This window comes from Rubrobacter marinus (assembly GCF_011492965.1).
Lineage (GTDB): Bacteria > Actinomycetota > Rubrobacteria > Rubrobacterales > Rubrobacteraceae > Rubrobacter_F > Rubrobacter_F marinus.
On record NZ_CP045121.1, the window covers coordinates 3,072,826 to 3,085,408 of the forward strand.

At 66.3% G+C, this 12,583-nt stretch carries 9 protein-coding genes and 1 tRNA gene; 7 read left to right on the forward strand and 3 right to left on the reverse strand.

Translation table 11 applies throughout. The features are described 5' to 3' along the window. The first annotated feature begins 205 nt into the window (after positions 1-205). From GBA65_RS15890 to GBA65_RS15900, 3 genes are all read left to right on the forward strand, one after another. Positions 206-2,368, forward strand: a complete 2,163-nt coding sequence (locus GBA65_RS15890; protein WP_166397398.1) for a GAF domain-containing sensor histidine kinase — start codon at positions 206-208, stop codon at positions 2,366-2,368. Further along, a complete protein-coding gene (locus GBA65_RS15895; protein WP_166397399.1) occupies positions 2,365-2,997 on the forward strand; it encodes a response regulator transcription factor in 633 nt (210 codons plus the stop codon). Before GBA65_RS15890 ends, GBA65_RS15895 begins: the two co-directional genes overlap by 4 nt. Before the next feature lie 632 nt (positions 2,998-3,629). Then, a complete protein-coding gene (locus GBA65_RS15900) occupies positions 3,630-4,286 on the forward strand; it encodes a response regulator (protein WP_228281988.1) in 657 nt (218 codons plus the stop codon). 218 nt (positions 4,287-4,504) lie between these two features. Here the strand turns inward: GBA65_RS15900 and GBA65_RS15905 are convergent, their stop codons facing one another. Further along, positions 4,505-5,182 carry a response regulator transcription factor gene (locus tag GBA65_RS15905; protein ID WP_166397401.1) on the reverse strand — a complete coding sequence of 226 codons (678 nt, stop codon included), beginning with the start codon at positions 5,180-5,182 and terminating at the stop codon, positions 4,505-4,507. Between the two features lie 93 nt (positions 5,183-5,275). On the opposite strand from GBA65_RS15905, the gene GBA65_RS15910 reads away from it, so the two are divergent. The 4 genes from GBA65_RS15910 (at position 5,276) to GBA65_RS15925 (ending at position 11,217) form a co-directional block, all read left to right on the forward strand. Continuing rightward, the gene (locus GBA65_RS15910) at positions 5,276-8,854 is read left to right on the forward strand and encodes a PAS domain S-box protein (protein ID WP_166397402.1); all 3,579 of its coding nucleotides are present in this window, start codon (positions 5,276-5,278) and stop codon (positions 8,852-8,854) included. 159 nt (positions 8,855-9,013) lie between these two features. Then, positions 9,014-10,063, forward strand: a complete 1,050-nt coding sequence (locus GBA65_RS15915) for a YihY/virulence factor BrkB family protein (protein WP_166397403.1) — start codon at positions 9,014-9,016, stop codon at positions 10,061-10,063. A gap of 96 nt (positions 10,064-10,159) precedes the next feature. After that, positions 10,160-10,249, forward strand: a tRNA-Ser gene (locus tag GBA65_RS15920). Positions 10,250-10,317: 68 nt separating this feature from the next. Next, complete coding sequence (locus GBA65_RS15925) at positions 10,318-11,217, forward strand: hypothetical protein (protein WP_166397404.1); 900 nt, start codon at positions 10,318-10,320, stop codon at positions 11,215-11,217. Between the two features lie 155 nt (positions 11,218-11,372). Here GBA65_RS15925 and GBA65_RS15930 read toward each other — a convergent pair whose 3' ends face one another. Further along, on the reverse strand, positions 11,373-11,573 hold the full coding sequence (locus GBA65_RS15930) for a hypothetical protein (protein WP_166397405.1): 201 nt from the start codon (positions 11,571-11,573) through the stop codon (positions 11,373-11,375). A gap of 178 nt (positions 11,574-11,751) precedes the next feature. Continuing rightward, positions 11,752-12,456 carry a 2-phosphosulfolactate phosphatase gene (locus GBA65_RS15935; RefSeq protein WP_166397406.1) on the reverse strand — a complete coding sequence of 235 codons (705 nt, stop codon included), beginning with the start codon at positions 12,454-12,456 and terminating at the stop codon, positions 11,752-11,754. Between the last annotated feature and the right edge of the window lie 127 nt (positions 12,457-12,583).

The following is a 12,583-nucleotide window of genomic DNA, read 5'->3' on the forward strand; positions in this document are numbered from 1 at the left end:
ACGCCGCCAAAGCGCTCCAGGAGTAGGCTAATTCGCCCCATCGCCATCAAACGCCTCCGCAGAACAATCGACCATTTGACACGAGAACACGCATACGAATAATATGCCTCTCGGGTGTGATCGTGTTCATAAAAGGTCCCGCGCGCATGCGCGCGGGTCTGTGGGGCAAGTGTACCTACGATGCGAAGCTACGGGGGTAGGAGGGGTGAGCGAAAGGACGGCTCGGGGGGCCTGGCGTATCTACCTGCTGATAGGTGTTCTAGTGGCAAGTGGGTACTTTACGATGCCTTCCTCGGCGACGCGTGACCTTGCCTACGATCTGGTGGGGAACGTAGTAGGGCTGTCAGCCATCGCCGCGATTATTGTAGGCGTCCGAGTACACCGCCCCGTCCGTCCATCGCCCTGGTATCTGTTCGCCGTTGCACTGCTCCTGTTCGTACTCGGCGACGCTGTAGTGACGACCTTTACGATCCTGCAACTACGGATACCGTTTCCGTCTATCGCAGACGCCTTTTACCTGGCTTTCTACCCGCTTATGGCCGTAGGCCTGCTAATGTTCGGAAGCTCCCGGTTGACCCGCAATGGCGCCGCTAGCTTTATAGATCCAATCGTCGTCACCACGAGTTTTGGATTGCTGTTCTGGGTCTACTTTATGGAGCCTTACATCGTGGAGGCGTATTCGGGACATCCTTCGCTCACACCCGCTTCTGTTCTGACGGCGGCAGCCTACCCGTTGATGGATCTGCTGCTGCTTGCAGTTCTTGTACGGACCCTGTTGACAACAAAGGGACGTCCCCCCGCTTACCGTCTGTTGGGAGCGAGCTTGGGGACGCTGCTCATCAGCGACATCGTATGGACAGTAGCGCAGGCTATAGGTTCTCGCCAGCTGAGCTTCTCGGTCGATGTTGGGATCTTGCTGTTCTTGACCCTGTTCGGTGCTGCTGCACTGCACCCATCGATGGCCACCCTTTTCGAGCCCGTACCCCTGACCGAATCAAGACTCACGCGACCGCGTCTCGCGCTGCTCGCTGGAGCCTCGTTGATGGCACCCGCCGTTCTGGCCTTGCAAGCGGCGCGCGGCGAGCCCATAAACGCCCCTCTGCTCGTAACGAGCTCCGCCACGTTGTTCTTGCTGGTGGTAGCCCGCATGGCCGGTATGATGCGCGCCCGGGAACGGGCAGCAGACCGCGAGAGGGTTCTGCGACGGGCCGGGGCCGCGCTCGCAGCGTCCCAGGACAAGGAAGATCTTCACGAAACCACCCTTGAAGCGGCCCTCGAGCTACTGGGACCCAGCCCGGTGGTCGGAGTTAGCTTGTGGGAGGGAGCACCTGAGGACATGGAAGAAGCAGCGACGACTGGGGACGAAACGGGCGCGCACTTCGGTGTACAAGACCTGCCCGAGGAGGCCCGCAATCGCTTCCTTGGGCAAAGATCCTTGCGTGTCGATCCTTCGGATCTCGCCTTCGCTCAGGAGAGCCTTGGGCACGGTCCGAGATCGTACGAGGTGTTCTTGGTCCCGCTGCGGGCGCGAGGGGAAACGACGGGCGCCCTCGTGGTCGCTAGCCAAGTACCATTTCCGCAGGAGAGCCAAGATGCCTTGGAGGCCCTCGGCGCCGAGGTTGCGCTTGCATTGGAGAACCTGCAACTCTTGGAGGAGGTCCGCCAAACAAGCATCCTCAAGGAGCGGCAAAGGTTGTCGCACGAGATCCATGACACGCTGGCACAAGGTTTTACCAGCATCGTAATGAGCCTCTCGACAGCACAGCTCGCGCACCCAGAGATGTTCTCGGACTCCGCACCGGCGCAGCGGCACCTCGAGTTGGCCCGGCGTATCGCCCGGGAGAGCCTCGCGGAGACACGACGGCTGGTATGGGCCCTACGCCCGGAGGCACTGGATCGCCATCCGCTGCCGAGGGCTCTGGAGGGGCTGGCCGAAGAATGGTCGGTGAGAACCGGCGTCGAAGCCCGCTTCGATGCTACGGGCGTACCGCGCGAGCTTCTCCCGGAGATCGAGGTTGCCCTGTTGCGCATCGCGCAGGAGGCTCTGACCAACGTCCAAAAGCATGCAGGGGCGGAGCGGGTCATGCTGACGCTCTCGTACCTCGAGGAACTCGTGGCGTTGGACGTTTCGGACGATGGGGTGGGCTTCGTCCCGTGCTCTTCCGGAGCCGGCGTACGTCCTCAGGACGTCGGCGGCTTCGGGCTGACCTCGATGCGCGAGCGCATCGAGAAACTTGGTGGCAGTTTGTCCGTCGAGAGCACGCCGAACGGCGGAACCACGCTCGGCGCCGCGCTGCCCGCCCCCCTTGCAGCTACCCGTAAGAAACAGCCAACCCGGGAGCGAAAGGCGGTCGAGGAAATCCGATGACGGTCGTCAGGCTACTCATCTGTGACGATCACCCCGTGGTCAGGTCTGGCTTGCGAAGCATGCTGGAAACCCAGGCCGACCTGGAGGTCGTAGCTGAAGCCACGAACGGGGATGAGGCCGTCGAGCTTGCGCGCCGCTACCGCCCGGACGTGGTGCTGATGGACTTGCGGATGCCGAAGGCGGACGGCGTAGCCGCCACCCAGCGGATTAAGGTCGAGGATCCGGCCGCTAACGTCCTGATCCTGACCACCTACGAGACCGACGCCGACATCGTACGAGCGGTGGCCGCCGGGGCTCGGGGATTTCTACTCAAAGACACGCCGGAAGAACGTATATTCGGCGCCATACGCGAGGCTGCTCAAGGTACCTCTCCGTTGGCACCAACCGTAGCGGCACGGCTGCTGGAGCGAATGCGGGGCGACAACGACAACATCCTTAGCCCTCGAGAGGTCGAGATCCTGCAGCTTGTGGCCCGGGGAGTCAGCAACAAGAACATCGCGAACGAGTTGTGGATAAGCGAAGCGACGGTGAAATCACACCTCAACCGTATCTTCGATAAGCTCGACGCCGCGGATCGAACCTCCGCGGTTACGGCTGCTCTGAGGCGCGGAATCATTCGTCTCGAGTAGCGCGAGCAATCGAGCAAGCAGCTAACGCGCCCCGCAAGCTTCGACTCGAGAAACGGCGCGCGAAAATACGGACCAGACAATCCTCCTGCTCGATGCGTTCCGCTGCCACACGCCTTGGCCCCTCGGTACCGAGGGAAGCGTTTACACCTGGAGAGGTTTGAAGCCCTCAGGCACTTTTCTCCTCGGTAGCTGTAGCGAGACGCGCCTTGCCGAAGCCTCCGATTATCCTTTCATACTATTAGCTACACGTTTTCGAACCATTGAACGATGGCCCGTATTTTCTTCTACGTAATAATCGGAACTAGCTGGAGCATCCGCAGAAGGAGGGCAAAGAATGGTGTGTAGGGTGAGGCTAAACGCGAAGCGAGCGCTACTTGTGTGCGCCGTTTGTCTGCTTCTAACAGCAGGCAATCCCCCTATCGCTCAAGCATCCGTCGCCGGTAGCGTTACGACCGAGCAGTCCCTACGCCCGCCTTGTTGGTTGTGCTGGTAGGCGAACCCGGCGGGAACGCTTATCGTGCACGACTCCTAGCCATGTAAACCTCAACTCGATGGTCCTGTAGAGGAGAGTTGCTTTGAGCGCTGGTACGACAGCCAAACGGAACAGCGGCCGAGAGATTCAAGCATTGCTGGTGGACGACCACCCGGTCACGCGATTTGGGATCAGGAGCCTGCTGAGCACGACGGAGGACTTGAGGGTCGTCGGGGAGGCCGGCGACGCGGAAGAGGCGGTGCGGCTGACCGTACGGCTCAAGCCGGATCTGGTGGTCCTGGACCTCAGGCTCGGTAAGGGCGACGGGATGGAGGTTTGTCGGGAGATGAAGGCCCTCCCGGTGCCGCCGCGCGTCCTGGTGCACACCGCCTTGAGCGGCCCGGACGATCTGGCGGCGGTCGCCGTCGCGGGGGCGGACGGGTACTTCCACAAGGGCGAGGAGTACCTGGAGTTCCCCGGCGTCGTGCGCAGGGTCTGCGGCGGCGAGAGGGTGTGGTTCGTGGACAAGGAGGCCGAGCCGCGACTCGACCCGAGAGCATCCAGGGGCCCCGCCCTGACGCCGAAGGAGCGGGAGGTCTTCGCCCTCATGCTCAAGCGGTACTCGAACGCCGAGGTGGCGAGGACCCTGTACATGAGCCTTCCTACCGTGAAGACGCACGTGAAGCACATCCTCGGGAAGACGGGCTTGAAGAGCCGCAAGGAGCTGTTCTTGCCGCCGGGTGCCCGGTCCACGGCGCCGGGGGCCGCGGCGCGCGGACAGGTTGCCAGGGGTGTTCGAACCGCGCGGACGAATTGAGAAGAGCCCGGTGGGTGGAAAATGGTGGGTGATGGGTGGGGAAAGGAGGTACCACCCGGTCCGGGCTCTTTAATTGTGGAGACGCCGACGAGGACACGGTGGGTGTGCGAAAGGTCCGCCAGCAATCTCTGCCGGAGGATAGTGACGGACGCAGATGATAGTTGGATTAGAGCGGGATTAGGATCTTTTCATGATGGCGCCCGGGGCGCCCCTTCGGGCTACTCCGCGCCCGGGTCGAAGCGGTATCCGGCGCCGCGGACGGTGGAGATGAGGGAGGGCTCGCCCGGGCGGTCGATCTTGCTGCGCAGGTAGCGCACGTAGACGTCCACGACGTTGGAGCCGGGGTCGAAGGCGTAATCCCAGATCGCCGAGAGGATCTGCTGGCGACTGAGGACCTGGCCGGGGTGGCGCATAAAGTACTCAAGCAGCGCGAACTCCCGGCTGGAGAGCTCGATCTTGCTGTCGCCGCGCCACGCGCGGCGGCTGAGGAGGTCCATGCTCAGGTCGCCGTGGCAGACGCGGGCGGATTGCTGCTGGTCGGCGCGGCGCGTGAGCGCCCGGATGCGGGCGAGAAGCTCTTCGAAGACGAACGGTTTGGTCAGGTAGTCGTCGGCCCCGCTGTCGAGGGCGTCGACCTTGTTGCGCAGGTCGTCGCGGGCCGTGAGCATCAGGACGGGCAGCCCCGGGCGCTTTTCGCGGATGCGCTTCAAGACCCCGTGGCCGTCCAGCCCCGGCAGCGAGATGTCCAGCAGCACGAGGTCCACGGGCTCCTCCACGGCCATGTAGGCCCCGTGCTCCCCGTCCCCAGCCGTCAGCACGCCGTGGCCGTGGGCCGTCAGCCCCCGTTCCAGGAACCTTACGATCCCCGCTTCGTCTTCCACTATGAGGATACGCACGCGCCGGCTCCCCGCTTACTCTCAGGTCCACACCCGCCCCAAGTATAATGCCAACGTGGAATCCACGATCCAGATCTCGTCGCGCGGGGCTCTGTGAAGTTCCCGAGCATGCTCCGGGGGATGCCGACACGCGCGAACCTCGCGGCGGCCGGGGGGCTTTTGGGCGGCCTGCTCGGGGGACTCGCCGCGGGCGCCGTCCGTGCCAGGCGCGGCCCCGTGCCGGAAGATGGTCGCGACGGGGAGCTCCTGCGGCTCCTCGCGACCGCGAGCGACGTGGTCTTCCGTTACCTCCCCGCGCCGCAGGGCAGTTTCGATTACGTCAGCCCTTCCGTCGAGGCGGTGACCGGGTACGCCGCCGAGGAGCATTACGCCGACCCCGGTCTGGTCCGGCGCCTCGTCCACCCCGAAGACTGGCACGTCCTCATGGAGGCCCTGCGCTCCGACGGCCCGACCGCGAGCTTCGAGTTGCGTTGGATCCGGAAGGACGGCGAGGTCATGTGGGTAGAGCAGCGGGTCGCCCTGATCAGGGACGGCCGGGGCAGGGTAGTGGCCGTCGAGGGGATAGCGCGCGACGTCACCGCGCGCAAGGAGGCGGAGGAGGCGCTCAGGCAGAGCGAGGAGAGGCACCGCGCCCTCTTCGAGACCATGACCCACGGCGTCCTCTACTACGACGGCGAGGGCAAGATCATCTCCGCGAACCCCGCCGCGACGAAGATACTCGGCATCGACGAGGATCGGATGCGCAGCCTTTCCCCCCTCGCCCGCAGCTGGAAGGCGATCCGCGAGGACGGCTCCGAACTGCCGGACGAGGAGCGCCCCATCGTGATCGCCCTCAGGCAGGGGCGGGAGGTCAAGGGCGCGGTGATGGGCCTGCGGCCGCCCGACGGCGAGACGCGCTGGATCTGCTTTAACGCCGTGCCGCAGTTCCGGTCCGGGGAGGACCGGCCGTACAGGGTGCACGTGACCCTGGAGGACGTCACCGAGCGCCGGAGGGCCGAGGGCGCGCTGCGCGCCGCCGAGGAGCGGTTCCGCGTCGCCTTCTCGCACGCCCCCATCGGCATCGCGCTCGCGGACCTCGACGGCCGCTACCGGCAGGTCAACCCCGCGATGAGCAAGATACTCGGCTACGGCGAGGAGGAGCTGCTCGGGAAGAGCCTCCGGGAGATCACGCACCCCGACGACCTCCAGGTGAGCCTGGATTTCATGCGCAAGCTCCGCGACGGTGACCTCGAGAGCTACCACCTGGAGAAGCGCTACGTGTGCGCGGACGGTGACCCGGTCTGGGCCTCCGTGAACGTCTCGCTGGTCCGGGACTCGCGCGGGGAACCCCTGTACTACATCGTCAAGATCCAGGACGTCTCGGAGCGCAAGGAGTCTGAGAGGGCCCTCGCGGAGAGCGAGGAGCGCTACCGGCTCGTCGCCCGGGCCACGAGCGAGGCGATCTGGGACGTGAGCCTCACCCGGGAAACGCTCGAATGGGGCGGCGCCGCCGAGAGCCTCTTCGGCTACAAGACCAGCGAGCCCAAGAACATGGCGTGGTGGGAGGAGCGAATACACCCCGAGGATCGAGCCCGGGTCGTGGTCGGCGTCGCCGCGGTCCTGGAGGCCGGGGAGGCGTGGTCCGACGAGTACCGCTTCCGGCGCGCCGACGGCTCGTACGCGGTCGTCTCCAACCGGGGCTGCGTCGTGCGCGACGGCGAGGACAGGCCGGTACGCATGATCGGCTCGATGCTGGACGTCACCGAGCGCAGGAGGGCCGAGGCGGCCCTCAAGGAGAGCGAGGAGCGCTTCCGCTCGCTCATCCAGAACTCCTCGGACATCATCACCATCATCCGCGCCGACGGCACCATCGTCTACCAGAGCCCCTCGATGCGCCGGATCCTGGGCCACGACCCGGAGACCAGGATCGGCAGGAACGTCTTCGAGTCCCCCCTGATTCATCCCGAGGATCTGCCCCGGCACTCCGAGGCAGTCCGGGAGGCCCTCCGCGCCCCCGGCTCGACCGTGGCGACCGAGATGCGCATGCGCCACAGCGATGGCTCCTGGCGCCACATCGAGGCGACGCTACACAACCTGCTCGACGAACCGAGCGTGGGCGGCATCGTCCTGAACATCCGGGACATCACGGAGCGCCGGCGGGCCGAACAGTCCCTCCGCGAGAGCGAGGAGCGCTTCAAGTCCCTCATCCAGAACTCTTCGGACATGATCACCGTCGTCGGCTGTGATGGGACCATCCTCTACCACAGCCCCTCGATAGGGCGGGTCCTGGGGCACGCGCCCGGGAGCAGGGTCGGTAAGAACGTCTTCGAGTCCGTCCTGATACACCCGGAGGACCTCCCCCGGCACTCCGAGGCCATCAGAAAGACCCTGAGCGAGCCGGGCAGCATCAGGACGGTCGAGATGCGCATGCGCCACAGCGACGGCTCCTACCGCCACATAGAAGCGACCATGCGCAACCCCATCGGCGAGACGGGCCTGGAAGGCGTCGTCGCCAACTCCCGGGACATCACGGAGCGCAAGCGCACGGAGGAGGCCCTCCGCGAGAGCGAGGAGCGCTTCAGGCTCCTCGCCGAGTCCGCCAACGACCTCGTCTGCCTGCACGAGCTCGACGGCCGCTACCTCTACGTAAGCCCCTCCAGCAAACGCCTGCTCGGCTACGAGCCCGAGGAGCTCCTGGGCACCGACCCCTACGATCTCATACACCCCGAGGACGTCCCGCGCGTCCGCTCGGGCCCCCAGGCGGAGCTGATGAGGGGGAAGCTCCAGGTCTCCACGACTTGCCGCTACCGCAAAAAGGACGGCGGCTACGCCTGGTTCGAGACTATGACGGGCTTGATCCGGGACGACCAGGGGCGGGTCGCCCGGCTCCAGACCTCCTCTCGCGACGTCAGCGAGCGCAAGGCGGCCGAGGAGGCCCTGGAGGAGGCCGCGCGGGCGAAGACGGCGTTTCTAGCCGACGTCTCCCACGAGCTCAGGACTCCCCTCACGGTCATCCGCGGCAACGCCGAGGTCGGCCTGCAACTGCGCAGCGACTGCGTCCACAAGGAAGGGCTGGAGGAGATCGTGCGCGAGGCGGGGCGCGTCTCGCGCATGGTCGAGGACCTGCTGTTCCTGGCCCGCTCGGACTCCTCGAAGCTCCCGCCGGCCGCGCCCTTCGTCTCGGAGCCGGTCTCGGTGGCGCCCTTCCTGGACGAGCTCGTCCACCGCGCCGAGCTTCTGGCCCGCGAGCACGGCGCCGTCGTCGACGCTACCCGCGAAGGGGACGCCGAGGGGATCCTGCGGGTCGACCACATCCGCATCGAGCAGGCCGTGCTGGCCCTCGTGGACAACGCGGCGAAGTACGGCCCCGCGGGTGGGACCATCTCCCTGAACGCCGGGCTCGTCGCCCGAGGGGACGGTCCCACCGAGCTGAGGATCGAGGTTGCGGACCGCGGCCCCGGCATCCCGGAGAAAGAACTGCCCCACGTCTTCGAGCGCTTCTACCGGGCGGGAAGGTCCCGCGACCTCGGCGCCAACGGCGGCGGCACCGGCCTCGGGCTCTCCATCTCCAAGACGATCGTGGAGGCCCAGGGCGGGCGCATCGAGGCCCGAAGCCGGCTGGGCGAGGGGACGCGGATGACGCTCTACCTGCCGTTGACCGACGACGAGACCACCCCCCCGGAGAGCCCCTGATCGGACACGGCGGACCCCACCGACGCGGGGTTCTCCCCCGCGTAGCCTCGCGCGCCGCGTAGCGCCCTCGCCACGCGGTCCCCGGGCGTTTCGCGGAGGGATCGCCGGTGGTAACCGGGGCAAAGGGGCCTGCGTTACAATTCACCCAGGTTGCTTGCCATGCAGAGTTCGGACGACAACAGGAGTTTGGATCCGGTCGAGGATCTCGGTCTCTCGGAGGCCGAGGTTCGGGGGGTGGCGAAGCGTCCGGTGAGGGGCTCCCTGACGAGCTTCCTGCGGGACATGAAGACCCTCCTGAGCTTCGCCGCGCTCAAGCGCGCCGCTCGGGAGTTCCAGAGCGACGACGCCCTGGGCCTCGCGGCCCAGCTGGCCTACTACCTCGTCCTCGCCCTCTTCCCGTTCATCCTCTTCCTCGTCGCCGTCCTCGACACGTTCTCCAACCCCGAGTTCGCCCGCAGCGTCCTGGTCTACCTCCAGCAGGTCCTGCCGGGCGAGGTCTACGGGATCATCGAGGGCTACATCGAGCAGTTTCTCGGGAACGATAACTCGGCGCCCGGCCTGCTCTCCCTGGGCATCCTGGGCACGATCTGGGCCGCCTCCGGCGCCTTCTCGGCGATCATAAACGCCCTCAACAAGGCCTACGACGTCGAGGAGACGCGCCCGTACTGGAAGGTCAAGGGGATCGCGATCCTCCTGACGATAGGCCTCTCCGGCCTCATCCTCACCGGCGTGCTGCTCCTCGTGGCCGGCCCGCCCATCGGCGAGGCCGTGGCCGGATACTTCGGGCTCGGGGAAGAGTTCGAGATCGCCTGGAACATCGCCCGCTGGCCCGCGGCACTCCTCTTCCTCGTGCTGACCGTGGCCCTGATCTACTACTTCGCCCCCGACGCGGAGCAGCCGTTCCGCTGGATCACGCCGGGAGGATTCGTCGGCGTCCTCCTTTGGATCCTCGCGAGCCTCGCCTTCAGGTTCTACATCGCCAACTTCGGCGGCAACTCCTACAGCGCCACCTACGGCTCCATCGGCGCCGTCATCATCCTGCTCCTCTACCTCTACATCTCCTCCCTCGCGATCCTCTTCGGCGCCGAGCTCAACGCGACGCTCGTGAGGATGAAGCAGGAGCTCTCCGGCAAGGAGGTCCTCGACGCCGAACCCGCCAACGAGAAACCCGACATCCTCGAAGGCGAAGGGACGGGCAAGGAGACGTAGACCTCCGCCCATCGGCCGACGGGAAACCTCTCTCGGCTGCCGGGAGCCACGCATGCGTGGTAGGTACGGCGTACGCTTGATATACTGCCGGTATCCGGAGGAGTGGCTGAGTGGTTGAAAGCGGCACCCTGCTAAGGTGTTATACCTCTTAACGGGGTATCGAGGGTTCGAATCCCTCCTCCTCCGCTCCTTTCGCGAGATCCCCCCGGTTCACCTTTAAGGTGCCCCACCCCATTGCTACAATCGGCCGCGTTATGGCTGAAGAAGAGAAACCCAAGCAACTCGTACAACCGAGCACGGTGATCGCCTCCGGTATAACGGCGATCGTCGCGGCCCTTTTCACCTCCAGGCTCGGGGTCGCCGGGACCCTGATCGGGACCGCCCTGACCCCGATGCTGATGACGATCGGCGTCGCCGTCCTCAACGCCCAGATCGAGAAGGCGACCAGTCGGATCTCCGAGCTACCGACCACCGTCAAGGGGCGCCTCTCCACCCAGAGGGTCCGCGTCCCCGGGACACCGAGCCCGGAAGACCACCCCCCGGAGGAACCGGACCCTCCCGCGCCCGCCCGCAGAAGGGACAGAAGAGCCCCGGGCGTGGTCGAGCGCCTGCTCTCGATCCCGACCCACCTCAGGGAGATGTCGCCCTCTGCTCGACGCCGGACGCTCCTCACGGGCGTCGCGGCCGGGCTCGTAGCGGCGGTGATAGGGCTCGCGGGGGTTACCGGCATAGAGGCCGCCTCGGGAGGCCCCCTCTCCTGCACGCTCTACGAAGAGTGCTCACAGAGCAGCGCCTCCGGCGAGGAGACCGGGCAGTCGGGCACTTCCTTCTCCCGGTTCCTCGGCGGCTCCGAAGGCGCGGAGACCCAGGACGCCCCCACCGGTGGCGAACAGCTTCCGGCAGACGAGCAGCAACCGGCCCCGGACGCGCAGCAGACGTCCCAGGATCAGCAGTACCAGGGCGCGCCGCAGGGCGGGAACGGGCAGAACGAAGGGGCGCCCGAGAGCGCTCCCGTCGAGCCGGCGCCGCAGGAAGAGGGCCAACCCGCCGGACAGGAGGACCCCGGCGCGGTCCCCCAGGACGCCCCCCAGCAGCCCTCCGCGAGCCCCGACGCCGAGCAACAGCCGGTCACACCCACCGAGGAACAGCAGTAACGGAGGCACGAAAAAGGGACCGGGTCGAAACCCGGTCCCTTCTCAGCCTCGTGAAGGGGGATGGACAGCCCCTGTAAGTTCCTTCCCGGTCTCCCGGAGGCCCCTGGGGACCTTACTGTGCATCCCCCTTCATGGGCTATGCGCGTGGCCGGTGTCTAGACCATACCGCGCAGCTCGGCCACCATGTCCAGGCCCTGCTGCTTGCACAGGTCCTTCGGACGCATGATCGCCTGCTCGTCGAGCAGGTTGCGGGTCCGGGCCTCCTTCTCGAGGTGACGCTCGATCACGTCGATGGCCCGATCCACGTCCTCGCGAGTGACTTCTTTTACCTTCTCGTGGGTAATGGTTATCGTCATCTGGTCAGCACCTCCTTCCATCGGCGGTTTGGCAGGACTAAACGCTCCGCTTGTAACGTATGTCCGCCGTGCCCAACTCCAGAGTAAAGCGGTGGCATGTACCTGTCAAGACTAATTTTGCGAGCAAATCCGTGTGTTTTCACTGCCCGGGATTGGCCCGCAGGCCAAAGCCGACGGGTCAGCCCCGCCCGTCGCCCGTGAAGGCGCCGTCGAGGAGGCGCGGGACGACGGGGACGGTGTCCTCGGCTAGGCAGAAGCCGAGGTCTCTCTCGTAGCCGAGCCGCAGCAGCCGGCGGGCCGCGGTGTTCTTGGCGAGGACCTCCTTGGAGTGCCGCCCGTAGAGCGCCACGACCCTCTCCGCCCGCTCGTCGAGCTCGGCCCCGGCTCCGGCGAGGTGATGCAGGATCGCCCCGGCGGCGGCCTCGTCCTCGGACGAGCGGTGCCCCTCCCAGCCACACCCGACCACCACGACGCGCGGGCCGTGGAGGCCGTCCCTCAGAGCATCGGCGACGGCGCGGGCGTTCACGAAGGCGCCGCAGAAGATCGCGGGAGCGCCCTCGGCGGCCTCCGTTACCCTGGTGCCGTTCGTCGTCGAGAGGGCGACCGTGGAGCCCGACTCTATCTCCGCCGCGGCGACCTCGGTCGGCGAGTTGCCGAAATCGAAGCCCTTGACCTTCGCGCTCCCCCGCTCCCCGATCCTGAAGTCCGCCCCGGGGTACCCGGCGGCCTCCTCGATGGAGGCGACCGGCACGACCCGGGCGCCCTTCTGGACGAGAACGGCGATCGTGGTGCTCGCCCGGTAGGCGTCGACGACGACCACCGCCGCCCCCTCGCGGGCCGCCGCCCGTGCCCCCGTCTCCCCGCCCGCGTAACGGGCTATCAAGCGGTCTCCTCGTTCATGCCTCGCATTATATTGACGCCGGACGGGGTATTCCTCGGTGGCGGCCGTTGAGAGAGCTTCCACGCCCCCTCCGGCGACGAACGATAGAATGGGGAGCAGCGTAGATCCA